The sequence below is a fragment of the Ruminococcus sp. NK3A76 genome, from assembly GCF_000686125.1.
In the GTDB taxonomy this organism is placed as follows: domain Bacteria; phylum Bacillota; class Clostridia; order Oscillospirales; family Ruminococcaceae; genus NK3A76.
In genome coordinates, this window is record NZ_JMMA01000002.1 from 2,118,988 (window position 1) to 2,134,021 (window position 15,034).

The 15,034-nt window shown below is 49.3% G+C and carries 15 protein-coding genes; 2 read left to right on the top strand and 13 right to left on the bottom strand.

The window, feature by feature from the left end:
• Nucleotides 1-233: 233 nt before the first annotated feature.
• On the top strand, nucleotides 234-1,442 hold the full coding sequence (locus CD05_RS0109810) for a 6-phosphofructokinase (RefSeq protein ID WP_028510352.1): 1,209 nt from the start codon (nucleotides 234-236) through the stop codon (nucleotides 1,440-1,442).
• Nucleotides 1,443-1,766: 324 nt separating this feature from the next.
• Here CD05_RS0109810 and CD05_RS0109815 read toward each other — a convergent pair whose 3' ends face one another.
• The 13 genes from CD05_RS0109815 to CD05_RS0109875 form a co-directional block, all read right to left on the bottom strand.
• A complete protein-coding gene (locus CD05_RS0109815) occupies nucleotides 1,767-2,336 on the bottom strand; it encodes an SH3 domain-containing protein (RefSeq protein WP_028510353.1) in 570 nt (189 codons plus the stop codon).
• 280 nt (nucleotides 2,337-2,616) lie between these two features.
• Nucleotides 2,617-3,225, bottom strand: a complete 609-nt coding sequence (locus CD05_RS0109820) for a DUF3592 domain-containing protein (protein ID WP_156947421.1) — start codon at nucleotides 3,223-3,225, stop codon at nucleotides 2,617-2,619.
• A 66-nt stretch (nucleotides 3,226-3,291) separates the two neighbouring features.
• Nucleotides 3,292-3,714, bottom strand: coding sequence for a DUF6465 family protein (locus CD05_RS0109825; RefSeq protein WP_051588931.1), 423 nt, complete (start codon nucleotides 3,712-3,714; stop codon nucleotides 3,292-3,294).
• Between the two features lie 21 nt (nucleotides 3,715-3,735).
• The gene (locus tag CD05_RS0109830) at nucleotides 3,736-4,014 is read right to left on the bottom strand and encodes an HU family DNA-binding protein (RefSeq protein ID WP_028510356.1); all 279 of its coding nucleotides are present in this window, start codon (nucleotides 4,012-4,014) and stop codon (nucleotides 3,736-3,738) included.
• A gap of 277 nt (nucleotides 4,015-4,291) precedes the next feature.
• Entirely contained in the window at nucleotides 4,292-4,603 is a 312-nt protein-coding gene (locus CD05_RS0109835) for a hypothetical protein (protein ID WP_028510357.1), read from the bottom strand.
• Nucleotides 4,575-5,246, bottom strand: coding sequence for a Maf family protein (locus CD05_RS18205; RefSeq protein ID WP_051588932.1), 672 nt, complete (start codon nucleotides 5,244-5,246; stop codon nucleotides 4,575-4,577). Before CD05_RS18205 ends, CD05_RS0109835 begins: the two co-directional genes overlap by 29 nt.
• A gap of 65 nt (nucleotides 5,247-5,311) precedes the next feature.
• Nucleotides 5,312-6,175, bottom strand: a complete 864-nt coding sequence (locus CD05_RS0109845) for a hypothetical protein (protein ID WP_028510358.1) — start codon at nucleotides 6,173-6,175, stop codon at nucleotides 5,312-5,314.
• A 71-nt stretch (nucleotides 6,176-6,246) separates the two neighbouring features.
• Nucleotides 6,247-7,845, bottom strand: a complete 1,599-nt coding sequence (locus tag CD05_RS19750; protein ID WP_051588933.1) for a SpoIID/LytB domain-containing protein — start codon at nucleotides 7,843-7,845, stop codon at nucleotides 6,247-6,249.
• Nucleotides 7,846-7,983: 138 nt separating this feature from the next.
• Nucleotides 7,984-9,123, bottom strand: a complete 1,140-nt coding sequence (locus tag CD05_RS19755) for a cell wall hydrolase (protein ID WP_051588934.1) — start codon at nucleotides 9,121-9,123, stop codon at nucleotides 7,984-7,986.
• Nucleotides 9,124-9,163: 40 nt separating this feature from the next.
• The gene (locus tag CD05_RS0109860) at nucleotides 9,164-10,264 is read right to left on the bottom strand and encodes a class B sortase (protein WP_028510359.1); all 1,101 of its coding nucleotides are present in this window, start codon (nucleotides 10,262-10,264) and stop codon (nucleotides 9,164-9,166) included.
• A gap of 4 nt (nucleotides 10,265-10,268) precedes the next feature.
• Complete coding sequence (locus CD05_RS0109865; protein ID WP_051588935.1) at nucleotides 10,269-10,808, bottom strand: CinA family protein; 540 nt, start codon at nucleotides 10,806-10,808, stop codon at nucleotides 10,269-10,271.
• A gap of 337 nt (nucleotides 10,809-11,145) precedes the next feature.
• Nucleotides 11,146-12,321, bottom strand: a complete 1,176-nt coding sequence (gene thiI, locus CD05_RS0109870) for a tRNA uracil 4-sulfurtransferase ThiI (protein WP_028510361.1) — start codon at nucleotides 12,319-12,321, stop codon at nucleotides 11,146-11,148.
• A gap of 68 nt (nucleotides 12,322-12,389) precedes the next feature.
• Entirely contained in the window at nucleotides 12,390-13,520 is a 1,131-nt protein-coding gene (locus CD05_RS0109875; protein ID WP_028510362.1) for a cysteine desulfurase family protein, read from the bottom strand.
• Between the two features lie 176 nt (nucleotides 13,521-13,696).
• Between CD05_RS0109875 and CD05_RS0109880 the strand changes: the two genes are divergently transcribed.
• Nucleotides 13,697-15,031 carry a PepSY1/2 domain-containing protein gene (locus CD05_RS0109880; RefSeq protein ID WP_028510363.1) on the top strand — a complete coding sequence of 445 codons (1,335 nt, stop codon included), beginning with the start codon at nucleotides 13,697-13,699 and terminating at the stop codon, nucleotides 15,029-15,031.
• The last annotated feature ends 3 nt before the right edge of the window (nucleotides 15,032-15,034 follow it).

Genomic DNA, 15,034 nt, shown 5'->3' on the forward strand with positions numbered 1-15,034 from the left:
ATATTTTCAGGCGTTTTCTTGTGTTTGCTCGGTTTTCGTGATTTTCCCCTCCCCACCGCCTGTGCTTTAGCAGTTTTTATGTAAGTATACAAAGATAAATGTTCACAATATTACTATTTGAAATTATAAAAAAATATGTTATAATGATTGATAGTTGATAAGCATAACAATACTATCCGGCGCAAGCCGGACATAACGATCGTGCATTGTGCACTTAATACTGGAGGTTTTGTATGAACATTGCAGTTGCTCAGTCAGGCGGTCCTACCTGTGCGATAAACGCATCGCTCGTGGGTGTATTCAGAGAGGCACTCAAAAAGCCGGAGATAGACGCAGTTTTCGGCTCGGTCAACGGTATCGAGGGTATCATCAAGGACGAGCTCGTCAATCTCAAATCCATTATAACCACTAACGAAGACATGGAGCTGCTGCGTCAGACCCCATCTACAGTGCTCGGCTCGTGCAGGGTAAAGCTCGACGAGAACGACACCGAGACATTTGACAAGATACTCACCTGCTTTGAAAAGCACCGCATAGCTGCATTTTTCTACATCGGCGGCAACGACTCTATGGACACTGTAGAAAAGCTCTCACGCTATGTCAGGAAAATGGGCAAGGACGTAAAGATAATAGGCATTCCCAAGACGATAGACAACGACCTGCCTGTGACAGACCACACCCCCGGCTTCGGCTCGGCTGCAAAGTATGTCGCAGCAACAGTTCAGGAGATAATCAGAGACTGCTCGGTATACTCTATCGAGAGCGTGACTATAATCGAGATAATGGGCAGGCACGCAGGCTGGCTGACAGCTTCTACCTGTGTGCTCAAAGCAAACGACGAGGAAGCTCCCCACCTTATATATCTCCCCGAGAGCGACTTTGACATCGAGCGCTTTTTAGAGGACGTAAGGGTCGAGCAGGCAAAGCATCAGGCGGTAGTTATTGCCGTATCCGAGGGTGTGACGATACCTGAGGATCAGCTTGACGGCAGCTATCAGTCGAATGTGACTGACAATTTCGGCCACAAGTATCTTTCCGGCATCGGCAAGGCTTTAGAAACTATAGTAAGAGAGCGCATAGGCTGCAAGGTGCGCTCGATAGAGCTCAATGTAATGCAGCGCTGCTCATCGCACATCTGCTCAAAGACAGACATCGACGAGGCCGAGCAGATAGGCTCAGCAGCAGTCAGGGCAGCCCTCTCAGGCGAGACAGGCAAGACAATGGTATTCAGGCGCATTAGCGACATTCCCTACGTTGTGACGATAGAGGCAGTTGACACGACGCTCGTTGCCAACAAGGAGAAATTCCTCCCGTCAAGCTGGGTGACAGAGCGTGGCAACAACGTTTCCGCCGAGGCTATCAAATACTTCCTGCCGCTTATCCAGGGCGAAGTCAAGATAAAGATGAAAAACGGTATGCCGGTACACTTCAAGCTCCGCTGACGCAGAGCTTGTGCAGTTAACAGTTGAGGTGTCCGCCTTACGGCGGACGGATCATAGAGTATTGCCCCCCGAAGCATTGCGCTCAGGGGGGCTATTTTTACTCGGAATGATAAACTCGTATGTAGCGCACAAAAAGCCCCCTTCCTTTTTTAGAGAAGGGGGGCAGGTCATAAACCGCTGCCGGCGGCTCGCCCGAATGGGCATAAGTCCAGTGAAGCAGGACACCATAACTATTACCTGTTACCTGTAACCTGAAAAAAAGCGTTCGCCGATACAGCCCGGGGGTGGGCTGCATCGGCGCTTTTACATAATTCTATAGGTATTTTACTCGTTGATCGTAAAGAATGTACCGTAAGCCCAGCCTACAGTGCCGTTGTAATCAAGGTAATACCAGCCGCCTTCGTCTTTCTGCACGTCAACAACTGCACCCTGCGGTATAACAAGAGTGTTCTCGCTCTCAGCAGAGGGCTGCGGGTGGAGATAAACTGCGCTTATGCATCTGTACTGGGTAGTACCTGAGAGCTTGCTCGTAGTTTTGCCGTCATCGTCCTTGGCGTTGGGCGATGCTGTGCGCTTTTTCTTGCCTGTGTCGTCCTCCTCCTCGGAAGCAACTGTCTGCTTGCCGCCGTCATAAACGGTAGGCTGAGTGGAAGTTACCACACCTGTAGGTATCTCCTCCTTATACTCATTACCCTGGAGCACGAACATTCTGCGTGCTGTGAACATAAGCACTATAGCGACCACCATAAAGGTTATCATAACAGCGATAACGCCTCTCACCGTAGAGGCAAAATCCTTATCGTCGTCCTCTTCTTCATAATCGTCTTCATACTGAACACGGACAGGCTTAGCGGAAGGCTTCTTGCTTGCGCTGCGCTTCTTTTTCTGAGCCATTTATATATCATTCCCTTTCCGACATAATTAACTATATTAATTATACTAAATAATCTCAGTTTTGTCAAGGCAATACCGCACGAAGATCGTGCGCAGATCACGCAGTCAGATTTTTCGTCAGATTACCCAAATCCGCCGCAGGAATACTACCGTATTTCAAACATATTTCAAATAGGATTTGGGCGATATGACAAAAAAAGCTGCAAGTAAGATGCGTACAAAGCCGTCAGGCGGTCTTTGTGCGGTGTTGCCTCACTGAATAATCTGTTACATAAAACTATCAGTAGCCCAGAATGATGACCCTTGCGCTCTTGCCCTTGGGGATATAGCGTATATTGATATAGCCGCCCGATGCATAGGCAACGTCGCTGTGCATAGTCACAGTACAGTCAACGCCGTCAGCACGGGTGAAATTGATAGTACACTGTTTAGTATTGGGGTCAAAGTTTACCACCTGCGCCCTTGCAGTCACGCCGTGAGCGCCGACCGAGTTCCTTAAAAACAGGCTTCTGAGCAGTCTGTACTCAGCAAACAGGCTGATAAACGTCAGGACTATTATCACGCCGTATACCGTCCATTTGAGCGACCTCTTAGGCGGCTGTATCACCTTGTCCGGCTCGTCAGGGAAATACCTGCCCTTGAACTCTCTGCCGACGTCATACACGCCGTCGCTGACAACGCCCTTGGCCGTCACCTTTTCGCCCTTATCGTTTATGTATTCTACCTTTACGTCCTGCGACATACCCTTGCCCTCAGCGGAGATGATAGTTGCCTCGATCTCTATACCGTTGTCAGACAGGTTCTTATCGCTCTTGTAGATCATCTGTGCTGTGAGCGGAAAGCCGACAGCCAGCAGTGTAAAAAATGCGATCAGAATTATTCTTTTCATATCAAGACCCCACACGCAAAAAAGCAGGCTGCACGCAAAATGTGCAGCCTGCATGTTACTTAAGTATTAAAGATCAACCTTGCCCTCTACCTTATCGTTTACAACGTAGTAAGCAGCGTTATCCTCAGGCTTTATATAAACCTTGACAGTCTTTACAGCGCCCTTGTTGTTAGCCTTGAAGTCAGCCTTTACAGCCTCTAAAACGTCAAGAGCAGCAACTTCCTTGTCGCCGTACTGTACGAATACAGCCTGCTTGTTCTCAACAGCCTTCTTAGCAGCTGTCTTAGCCTTTGCAGCAGTTGTCTTAGCTGTTGTCTTAGCCTTAGCAGCTGTTGTCTTAGCAGCTGTCTTAGCCTTAGCAGCTGTCTTCTTAGTAGCCGTCTTAGCCTTTGCAGCTGTCTTCTTTGTAGCTGTCTTTGCCTTTTCTACCTTCTCAGCAGCAGCTTCCTTTACCTCAGCAGCTACTTCCTTTACATTCTTATCTGCCATAGTGATTATCTCCTTCCAAAATTACTTCTTATCTACAGCGTCCTTAAGAGCTCTGCCTGCCTTGAATGCAGGGACCTTCTTAGCAGGAACCTCGATAGGCTGCTTTGTAGCGGGGTTGATGGACTTCTTAGCAGCCCTGTCTCTTACCTCGAATGTACCAAAGCCTACGAGAGAAACCTTCTCGCCGCCCTCAAGTGTCTGTGAGATAGCATCTATAACTGTGCTGAGAGCCTTGTTAGCCTCAGTCTTTGTATAGCCGCCCTTCTCAGCGATAAGTGCAACCAATTCTGACTTTTTCATAGTTAACGACCTCCGTTTTCAATTTTCTGTTTGTATTATAGCCCATTTTACGCTGTTTGTCAAACAAAATCGCCCATTTTAAGGGCTTTTCCGGAATATTTGTCACTTTACATAAATAATCACTGCTTTTTATGTGCACCATTTGTATTTATTAACATATTATAAATCAGCACAGGCTAACTTGAAACGCCCACCTTTTCAAAACTGCGCAGATAAGCGGTTTCGGCGGCCTGTACATTTTTTTACCCAACTGATAAAAGTTTACAGAATATTTATACTATTGGCGAAGCGTCGAAAAGTATGCTATCGCATGAACGCTTTCGCCATTTTGGTCAGTTCCCTTGATATCGACACCGTTCCCGCTCATAAGAGTTGCCATGACAGCGCCTTTTGTATCCACTCTGAGCACCTCGCTGCCGTTGCAAAGGATGACTATCTCATCGTCCTTGACAGTTATTGCACCCTTGCGGCCGATTATCTGCTCATCGCCGCCCCGGCGCTTAACGACATGGGAAACAGCTCTTTTATCAAAAGCCCTCAGCTCGGCAAGCGTCATGCCCTTATTCTTTTTCTTTGAAAACAGACCCATGCGGCTGATCCTCCGTGCTTAAGAATGCTTCGACGAGCAGTGTGAGCTCCTCAACAGGCAGCCCGACGACATTTGAATAGCTGCCCGACTCGATATACACCTCACCGTTTGTAAAGTCCTGTATACCGTAGCCGCCGGCCTTATCAAAGGGCGCACCTGTAGCGATATATTCATTGACAGCCCTGCTGCCAAGCTCCTTGAAGCCCACAAGCGTCACATCAGACGAGCTCTTTGTCCTGCCGCCGCAGGACACGGCGATGCCGCTGATAACGCTGTGCAGTCTGCCTGAGAGGGCGTTCAGCATCTTGACTGCCTGCTTTTTATTTGCAGGCTTGCCGAATATCACATCATCGACAACGACTGTGGTATCAGCACCGATTACGACTGCATCGGGGTATTTTTCGGCGATAGCGAGGCATTTGAGTCTTGCAAGATACTCGCTCGCCATTTTTGCAGGTATATAATCAGGCAGTGTCTCATCTGCATCGGACGGTATGATCTCAAACTCGCCTGCCATGCATGACAGCAGCTCCTTCCTCCTCGGAGAGGCTGATGCGAGTATGACCCTTCTGCCTTCAAGACGTTTTCTGACCCTTTCGGCACGTTCGAGTGTAGCCTTATCGGTCTTTAAAAGATCCTGCATAGATCATTTGCCTTCTTTCTCAAAAAGCGGCAGCACCCTTGTCAGAATGCCGCCGCTAAAGATCATTATTCTAAGACAGCACCGCATTCGGAGCAGAACCTTGTTCCTGCTGCTTCCTTGTTTCCGCAGCTCGTGCAGAAGATAAACTGAGGTGCAGTTGCAGCACTCGGTACGGGTACCGGTGCAGGAGCAGGCTGTACAGGAGCAGGCTCAGGTATCGGCATAGGCTCGGGAAGCGGCTGCATCTCGGGCGGCTGATACTCAGGTATCGGCGGAAGCTCGTTTGCATTAGCTTCAGGCTCAGCTACCGGCTCAGGCTCGGCTGCGGGCTCGGAGTCTGCTGCCGGTGCCGGCTCGGGAACAGGTGCCGGAGCGGGCTCAGGTATAGCTGCAACGACTGGCTCTGGTATTGGTGCCGGAGCAGGCTCAGGGATAGGTGCCGGAGCAGGAATAGGCGCAGGCTGCATAACCGGCTGAGGCATTACAGGCTGCGGCATCGGAGCAGGAGCCGGCATAGGCTGCTGTACCGGAGGAGCCCACGGATTAGGCTGTGCCACAGGTGCAGGCGCAACGGGCGCAACTGGCGCAACGGGTGCTGCCATAGGCTGAACAGAGGGCTGTGCCACAGGCTGCTTTGTACCGCAGTTGGGGCAGAATGCTACGTTAGTGCTGATCTGCTGGCGGCAGCCGACGCACTCTCTTAAGCCCTTGAGCTCGTTTATCTGCTTTGTCATCACCTGGAGATTTGCAAGCATAGTGTCGATCTCGCCGGCAAGTCTCTGTACATCGGGGTCATCTACCTTGTCGATGCACTTGAGCTTTGTGATACGCCCGATCTCGGTATACTTGTTGTTGATCTCTGCCAGATGCTGGTTTATCTGCTTGTTGAGCTGGCTTATCTGGCCTGCATTGGGGTTAAATAATGCCATAATACTTATCCTCCTGATATGTAAAGAATTTGTTTTTCACTGATTTTTCTTTTGTTATGAATGCCGACTTATCAGCATTGCTCAGCCGTGTATTCCTGGGTGTCATACTCCTCGGGGGGTACCTCATCAACTACCGGTTCTTCCTCGTAGTACTCCTCAGGCTGCTCTGTCTGCTTAGGCTCGGTTTCGGAAGCAGTTGTTTCCTCTGCTGCCGGCTCCTCCTGCGGAGCTGTAGTCTCTGCCGGCTGCTCAGTCTCGGCTGCCGGCTGCTCAGTCTCGGCTGCCGGGGCGGCAGTCTCCTGCTCCTGAGTTTCAGGCTCGGTGGTCTGTGTCACAGTCTCGGCTGTTTCGGTAGTTTCAGCCTCCTGCTTCTGCTTGGCCTCCTCAGCCTGCTGGTCAAGCTGCTCCTGAGTCATCTGCGCACGCTCTACAGCATGGTTATTGACAGTAGAAACGCCCACAGTCGTGCCTGTATAGTAGTGTCTGAGGATCTGGTCGTAGGTATAGCCGGCCTTTGCATAGTAGCAGGCACCCCACTGGCTCATGCCGACGCCGTGACCCCAGCCGAACGTCTTGAAGGTAAACACGCCGTTGTCGTATGATATCTCAAACGCTGTTGATTTAAGGTTGCTCACACCGAGGATATGGCTTCTCATAAGAGCGCCCGTGACCCGTCTCTGTGTGCCGCCGACGCTTATATACTGCTTGCCGTCGAGCTTCATCTTGTCGATATACTTGCCGCTGAACACGCTCTCTATCTCGAACCAATTCCTCGGGTCGTCAGACAGCTTAAGGCCTGTGTTCTTTTCTATGATGCTTTTAAGCGAATCCTTGCTGAACGTCTTGACAACGCCGTAATTCGGGTCTTTATAATCATATGCGCTCTCGACTGCCTTAAGGTAAGGATGTGCAGCGCCCCATATCTTCTCACTCGGAGCCGATGCGCCTGCGCTCGAAGCGGAGTACACAGCATCTATGATAGCGCCGTTATAGTAAACGCACTCGCCCTCGACCTCAGTGACGCATCTTTCGAGCTTTGCAGAATAGCCTGCCTTGAGCCCGACCGACGGCACATAGCCGCACTCGTCGTTAAATCGCACATAAGAATACGCCGCAACTGCCTGAGCTTTGATAGCCTCCTCGCCCCACGAGTCGCCTATCTCGCTGTTTACTATCCTGCAAATGAGCTCGTGGCCGTTTAAGGTGACATTGCCGCCCGATATCTCATCATACACCGTATAATACTCACCAGCTATGCTTCGTGAGCCGGGGTAGCTTGCAGCACCCTTTTCAGGCTTAAGGATAGTAGAAGTATCTGCCGGCAGCTTAACCGTGAAGCTGTTTGGTGTGTCCGGTTTTACGGACTCTTTCTTCTTTGTTTCGAGCTTGGTCTCGGGAGCTACGAAATCCATATCATACTCCTCGATACCGGCCTTTCTGAAAGACAGAAGACCCTCGATCTCGACACTCTTATCATCTACAGGTTCAGTATTTACCGGTATCTGCTCGTCCTTTACCACAGCAACTGCACTTGCTGCTGAGGTCTCAACAGACTGCTCGCTGCCGCCGCCCAGCGCAAAAGCCGCACCGGCGCCGGCCGTCGCCAATATCGCCGCTGATGCGATAATGACAGCCTTTTTCTTATTCAGATCAAAGCCGAGTATATTCATATGAAAAATACCACCTCATAAACACAATTATTCATTATTATTTTACCATACACACAAAAAAAGTCAAGACATACAAATAGCACGTCCTGACTTTTCGTAAATTTACACAAATTACTAACAATTCCTTTGTGCAGTATATCACCTGAAAAATCTCTGCCCGTCAAGCTCCATACAGAATGTAAGGGACTCAAACCATGCAGCTGTTGCGCCGCCGCAATATCTGGGGGCATAGTAATATGTAGCACCGTTGGAATTATCCTCGCCGTTAAGAGCTCTCAGCGCACAGTCTCTTGTGTTCTGTGAAGGAGTCTTAGAGCGGTTATAGTAGCCGTTTATCGCAGTAAACTGGTTAGGAGCTGTCAGAACAGCCTTTATGCTGTTACCGAAGCGGCCGCTCTTAACACGGTTTATAACTACGTTTGCAACAGCTATCTTGCTTGCCTCGGAGCAGTTGCCTACCTCGCCCTGGAGGACGTAGCAGAGCATCTCATACTCCTCGTCTGTATAGCTTATAGTGCCGGAATTCGACTGAGGAGCAGCTGTAGTTGTTGTCTCAGCCTTCTTGGCAGCTGTAGTAGTCGTAGTAGTCTTCTTTGCAGCCTTTGTTGTTGCAGCAGCCGGCTTGTCTGTTGTGAAGAAGTCAGCGCATACATAGCCTTCCTGGTCGCCGTACTTTATCCTGTACCAGCCGTCAGATGTCTTGCCTGTTACCTTTACCTCTGTATCGGGAGCAAGGGTACCGAGCTTATCATAAGATGTGTCGGCGCCTTTTCTTACGTTTACAGCGGCGGTAGCATAGACCTTAAGGCCCTTGACTTCCTCAACTGTTGTTTTCTTTGTCGATGTCTTCTTGGTGGTGGTCGCCTTTGTAGTCTTCTTTGCAGCTGTTGTTGTCTCTGCCTTTACAGCAGCCGTCTTCTTTGTTGTGGTAGTCGTCTCGGTCTCAGCCTCGGCAGCCTCTGTAGTTGTCACCTCAGCGAAGTCGTAATCCTCGACGCCTGCCTTCCACCATGTCACTGTTTCGGAGTATTCCTCATCAGCCTCATAAGTCTCCACAGGAGCCTCTGTGACTGCGGGAGCTGTTGTTACCACAGGCTCTTTCTCGTCTGTTGCTATACCGCCCTTGTCAGCAGTAGCACCGTAGTAGCCTACCGCACCGACAGCAGCGAGCGTGAGCACGAGCCCGAAAGCAGCCGAGACTTTCTTTACAGAAGCAGTCCTGACCTGCGCTTTAACACCCTCCGAAGATTTTCTTTGCTTCATTTTTATCACTTTCACCTTTCCACCCCCGAGCAGTGAACGCTCTTACGGGGGGCTGTCATGATCCTACGATGACCTTTTTATTGCCGTAGGTATCTCTCCAAGCCCTGAAGAAATAGATATCCTTGTCTGCCTTATCCTTATAGGATTCCACTATCTCATCGAGGCTGTCCTTGACTGTCATTTTCTTTGCCACTACTACCCATCTTACCGTTCTGTACGAGCCGAGCTCATAGGTACAGGTAGAAAGCGTCAGGAAATCGTCACCCTCATTGAAATCTATCGAGTTATCTATCCACGAGTATTTGAGAATATTGGTCTTCCATGTTTCAAAGCTATAGTGCCCGTCAGAATCGAAGTTACGGTAGTTCCAGTAATCGAAAGCACCCTCGCCGCCGTCCTGATCCTCAGCATCTATACCGATGAATGTTGCCAGAACAACATACTTCTGGTTTTTCTCATATATCGTATTGAACTCGATAAGAGGATTCTGTTTTATAAAATCTGCGCCCTTCTTGAATTTCTGGAGTGCTGCGAACTGCGTTCCTGCCATCATATTATGGCCGTAAAGCGTTATGTTGTCAGCCTGCCCTTCAAGTGTTATCGGCACTACGCAGTCGGCAAATATGCTTCCCGACTCGGTCTGTGCGCCGTCTATATTATGGTGCAGATAATAGTCATTACTTGATTCATGCTGCAATACGGGGTAATTGATTATCGCATTGCCGTTGCCGTCCTTGATGCCGGGGATCTTGAGCCAGCCGACCACGTCGTCGTTTCTTTCAAGAAGCGGCAGCGCCCAGTCCTGAAGCTCTCTCGGCTCAACTGTTATCACCGGGTTCTCTATCTTTGTGATCGTACCCTTTTTATCGGTGGTATCTACCGTATCACCGCTCACAGACGAGTTGTCGTCACCGAAATCCGGTTCAAGCGAGCGTATCTCCTCAAAGTATGTAAGCTCCTGCTTATCAGCCCTGAGGTAATCCGACAGTGAATCGAGCGATACAACGAACACGGCGATAGATGCTATGAACATCAGCTTTCTGAACACCTCAGACACGCCGTCGCCCTTCCACGGGATAAAATACTTTGCAGCTCTCACGAAGAAATTCTGTCTTTCTTTAACGTGCGTTGTATTGATCTCATTGGCCATAGACATTTAATCAGCCCTCTCTTTTCTCCATGATCTCAAGCAGCAGCTCAAGCGAGCCTGTCGCCGCCAGCCAGCGGACCTTTTTCCTGTCTAATTCATCATATTCCTTATACAGCGCCAGGTCTTTGACGATCTCTCTGTCACCGAACCTCACCGAGACATACACCGTCCCGACAGGCTTGTCATCATCTCCCCCATCGGGCCCTGCGATACCTGTGATGCCTATTGCAGCATCTGTACCCATGAGCCGCATAACGCCCTCGCTCATCTGCGAAGCCACCTGCGGAGAATAGACCGTGAACTCATCAAGAGTCTTTGCCGAAACACCAAGCACCTTTTGCTTTACTTCTTCGCTGTAGGAGCACACGCCGCCTTTAAAGACAGCCGATGCGCCCGGCACCGAAGTAATGCTTTGTGAAACGAGGCCGCCCGTACAGCTCTCAGCTGTAGATAGACTTAGCCCCTTGTCTTTCATATATTTTACTACACGTTGTGTTACTATGTCAAGGGTTTCTGTTACCACTTTGTAAGGCTTAGCAAATTCCGACATTTATTACCCTTCCTTTCAAGCAATTTTGCACATAAAAAAACGCCCCGTTTTGTACTAATTGTTAACTCGCCGCTTTTTCAAAACTTATTTCAAACGTTTTCCAATGTACACATATTACAAAATAATTACGGCTGTAAACCGTTTGTATCAGGTTTGAGCCGCCATCTTGCTAACGGGCTGATTTTCAGCTCACTGACAAAAGCCCGACGGCATCGGGCTTTTGCAATTTGTTTTATATTTATACAAGTCCGTTTTTTCTCCCGTCATAATGCACAAAGATTTAAAATCGGTAACATTGTAACCGTTCTGTAATCAATTTAACGGTACAAAAAACATCTCAGCACATTTTTATATAATATGCACTTGTGTTATTCACGGCAGTTTCCACCATTTCCGAGAAGTCAAACCTTGCCTGCTCCTTCTCGACATCAGCAAGTGTAGGCCTTGTCTTGGGGTGCTTGGGTGTGAAGACCGTGCAGCAGTCCTCATACGGCTCGATAGATGTTTCAAAGGTATCTATCTTTCTCGATATCTCGACTATCTCGCTCTTGTCCATTCCGATGCAGGGACGGAACACGGGAAGCGTGCTCACAGCGTCTGTGCAGACCATAGCATACATCGTCTGGCTTGCTACCTGACCCAAGCTCTCACCTGTGACGAGGCACTGGATATCTTCTTTAGCTGCGATTTTAACAGCAATTTCCATCATGAGCCTTCTCATGATTATTGTAAAGTATTCTTCTTTACAGTTGTCTCTGATAGCTTCCTGTATCTTTGTAAAGGGTACGCAGTGGAATTTGATATCGCCGCAGTAGGCCGCCATTTTTGCAGCAAGGCGCTCGACCTTCTGTCTTGCACGCTCTGATGTGTAGGGCGGTGCCTCAAAATGTATCGCCTGTATGGTCGCTCCCCTCTTAGCTATCATGCAGCCGGCGACAGGTGAGTCGATGCCGCCCGAGAGAAGCAGCAGGGCTTTGCCGCTCGTGCCTATCGGGATACCGCCTGCGCCCTCGATAGCTCCGGCATGGACGAATGCGTTCGTCTCCCTTATCTCAACGACTATGGTAACGTCAGGGTCATGCACGTCAACCGTCAGGTGAGGGAACCTTTCGCAGATGACATGACCCATTTCACGGCATATCTCCGGCGATTTTAACGGGAAGCGCTTGTCCGAGCGCTTGGCATTAACCTTGAATGTCCTTGCATTTTCAAGCTCCTCCCTGAGATAATCTGTTGTTTCCTCAGAGAGAACAGCTTCCATAGTCTTTTCTATCTTCTTTGCACGGCACAGCTTGACGATGCCGTAGACCTTTGACAGCCTGTCAACTACCTCGTCGATGTCTATGCCCTCCTCAGGCTCGACATATAGTGTGGACTGCGAGCGGCTGTATTCTATCTCGCCGAGCTCTTTGAGCCTGTGTTTTATATTTTTCTGCATTACCGCCTCAAAGGTATTTCTGTTAAGACCTTTGAGAGCTATCTCGCCGTACTTGCAAAGTATTATCTCTTTCATTCTTATTATTCCTTTCCTGTCATTATCCGACTCTTATATATAATATAGTATAAAACGAATTTTCGATACTATCTTATCTTAGCAAGGCACTCCTGACCTTCAAGCAAAGCCGCTGTGAATGCGTCGATATCATCAGCGGTATTCTCGGCACAGAGCGACACCCTCACGGTCGAGTCAAGGTACTTGTCAGGTATCTTAAGCTCTGACAGCACACCGCTTTTCTTGCCCTTTGAGCAGGCCGACCCGGAGGACACATATATATCCCGCTCTTCAAGGAAGTGCAGCATCGTCTCGCTCTTTATCCTCTCGACCGACACGCTGATAACATAAGGCGAGCAGTCATCGCCCGAGTTTACGTTTATCCCCTCTTTGCCGGCGAGGTTTGCAATGAGCCTTTTCTTGAGCTCAGACATTATTTCATATCTTTGCATTACAGTGGGCGAGAGCCTTTTTACTGCGGCAGCGAACGAATTTATAAGTGCGACATTTTCTGTACCCGAACGGAAGCCGCTTTCCTGTCCGCCGCCGAGCAGCAGAGGAACTATCCTCACACCACTCCTGACATACAAAGCACCTATGCCCTTCGGCGCATGGAGCTTGTGGCCGCTTATCGAGATGCAGTCAGCGCCCAGGTCCTTCGCCCGAAACGGCAGCTTCATAAAGCTCTGCACGCAGTCGCAGTGGCAGACAGTCTCGGGGTTTATTCGCTTGACGGCCTTGAATATCTTATCGACCGGCAGTATATAGCCTGTCTCGTTGTTGACATACATAACGCTTACGAGCAGCGTGTTCTTGTCGACCTGCGAGGTTATCATCTCAGGGGTTATCTTGCCGCTCTCGTCAGGCGATATGCGCACCACCTCAAAACCCTGTTCTTCAAGTGCCTTTATCGGCTCTGCGACAGATGGGTGCTCGATAGTTGTGGTTATTATCTTTTTGCGGCGCTTGCCGTAAGCCTTTGCAGCGCCGGAAATAACGGTGTTGCTGCTCTCGGTGGCGCACGATGTAAAGAATATCTCCTTGTCCTTAACGCCCAGTGACTGTGCGATAACAGCTCTTGCGTCTCTTATCAGGTTCTCTGCCTTAAGCCCCACGCCGTGAAGCGACGAAGGATTGCCAAAGCACTCAAAGCCCTGTGCCGCCGCAGCTTTAGCCTCGTCACACACCGCTGTAGTTGCAGCATTATCAAGATATATCATCCTGTTCTCTCTCCAATATAACATAATTACATTAATTATACCACAACTTTATGAATTTTTCAAACACCGCCGTGTATTTTTTAGAAAAATGCGGAAACAATATCTGTAGTGAGTACCGAAATATGTACTTTTAAGTGCATCTATACATTATTTTGTACTATAAAGGAGAATTTGATATGACCGTTTCAAAACGTTTTGCCGCAAGAGCCATAGCCCTGACGGTGGCTGTTGTCGCCGTGCTCGGTGTCAAGGCAGGCATATACCATTCAAAAGCCAAGGACTACGAGGAAAGCCTGAAATACAGCTACACGAGCGCAATTGAAGACCTTTCGCAGTCGGCCGACAGCATCAATTCAACTCTTGAAAAGGAGCTTTATGCCGGCACGCCGCTGATGCACTCAAAGCTCTCGGCGCAGCTGATGAACTATGCATCTAACGCCAAGGCAACGCTGACGCAGCTGCCTATTGAAAGCATGGGGCTGTCAAACACATACAAGTTCCTGTCGCAGGTCGGCAGCTTCTCGCAGGCAATGAGCGAAAAGCTCGCAAGAGGCGAGAAGCTGACAGATGATGAGTACAAAAACCTGAAAGCGCTGCACGACTACTCGCAGTCGCTCTCGGATACGCTGTGGGAGCTAAACGACAGGGTGAATTCCGGGCAGACGCTCATTCTCCCCGATGATGAAAAGAAGGGGGCTGAGCTTATCGGCGACAGCAGCGAGATAAAAGACTATGAGAACAGCTTTGAAAACTACCCAAAGCTGATATACGACGGGCCTTTTTCCGACAACATTTTAGAAAAGGAATCATCGCTTCTTAAGTCTCTGCCGGAGGTCGATGAGGACACAGCAAAGCAGAAATGCATCATGACGCTCGGCATAAACGCCAAGGATATCCCCAACACATCTACAGAGTCCGGAAAAATGCCCTCTTACAGGTTTTATGATGACAACGGGGGCGTGTGCTGCGCAATCACCAAGCAGGGCGGATTGGTTTCATATTTTCTTAAATCAAGGAGAGTAAACTCCACCGACATCACCAACGACCAGGCTATAGGATATGCCGAAAAGTTCCTTGAAACGCTCGGCATGGTGGATATGGAATCGACCTATTATGAGGTCTACGACAATGTCTGCACGATAAACTTCGCCTGCGTCAAGAATGACATCATCATGTACACCGATCTTGTCAAGGTGCAGGTCGATATGTCAGACGGCGGCATAATCGGCTACGATGCGAGAGGCTATATAGTCAACCACCGTGAGCGTGAAAAGGGCAACGGCGTTATCTCCCCCATGCGTGCAGCAAAGGAGATAAGCCCGGTGCTTGAACAGGGCTCGCACAGGCTATGCTTTATACCGACGCAGGGCGGCCGTGAGGTGCTCTGCTATGAGTTTGAATGCACCTCCGATTCCGGCAGAAAGGTGCTCGTATATATAAACGCAAAGACCGCCGCCGAGGAACAGATACTGATGATAACCGAAAACAGCAGCGGCGTGCTGACGATATAAGCA

What these genes read in the sequence shown, in the direction of transcription:
- CD05_RS0109820 (WP_156947421.1), bottom strand. Translation starts at nt 3,225, where the DNA reads ATGAAAAGAATAATTCTGATCGCATTTTTTACACTGCTGGCTGTCGGC.
- CD05_RS18205 (WP_051588932.1), bottom strand. Translation starts at nt 5,246, where the DNA reads ATGCAGGATCTTTTAAAGACCGATAAGGCTACACTCGAACGTGCCGAA.
- CD05_RS0109810 (WP_028510352.1), top strand. Translation starts at nt 234, where the DNA reads ATGAACATTGCAGTTGCTCAGTCAGGCGGTCCTACCTGTGCGATAAAC.
- CD05_RS0109825 (WP_051588931.1), bottom strand. Translation starts at nt 3,714, where the DNA reads ATGGCAGATAAGAATGTAAAGGAAGTAGCTGCTGAGGTAAAGGAAGCT.
- CD05_RS0109830 (WP_028510356.1), bottom strand. Translation starts at nt 4,014, where the DNA reads ATGAAAAAGTCAGAATTGGTTGCACTTATCGCTGAGAAGGGCGGCTAT.
- CD05_RS0109875 (WP_028510362.1), bottom strand. Translation starts at nt 13,520, where the DNA reads ATGATATATCTTGATAATGCTGCAACTACAGCGGTGTGTGACGAGGCT.
- CD05_RS19750 (WP_051588933.1), bottom strand. Translation starts at nt 7,845, where the DNA reads ATGAATATACTCGGCTTTGATCTGAATAAGAAAAAGGCTGTCATTATC.
- CD05_RS0109865 (WP_051588935.1), bottom strand. Translation starts at nt 10,808, where the DNA reads ATGTCGGAATTTGCTAAGCCTTACAAAGTGGTAACAGAAACCCTTGAC.
- CD05_RS0109860 (WP_028510359.1), bottom strand. Translation starts at nt 10,264, where the DNA reads ATGTCTATGGCCAATGAGATCAATACAACGCACGTTAAAGAAAGACAG.
- thiI (WP_028510361.1), bottom strand. Translation starts at nt 12,321, where the DNA reads ATGAAAGAGATAATACTTTGCAAGTACGGCGAGATAGCTCTCAAAGGT.
- CD05_RS0109880 (WP_028510363.1), top strand. Translation starts at nt 13,697, where the DNA reads ATGACCGTTTCAAAACGTTTTGCCGCAAGAGCCATAGCCCTGACGGTG.
- CD05_RS0109815 (WP_028510353.1), bottom strand. Translation starts at nt 2,336, where the DNA reads ATGGCTCAGAAAAAGAAGCGCAGCGCAAGCAAGAAGCCTTCCGCTAAG.
- CD05_RS0109835 (WP_028510357.1), bottom strand. Translation starts at nt 4,603, where the DNA reads ATGGGTCTGTTTTCAAAGAAAAAGAATAAGGGCATGACGCTTGCCGAG.
- CD05_RS0109845 (WP_028510358.1), bottom strand. Translation starts at nt 6,175, where the DNA reads ATGGCATTATTTAACCCCAATGCAGGCCAGATAAGCCAGCTCAACAAG.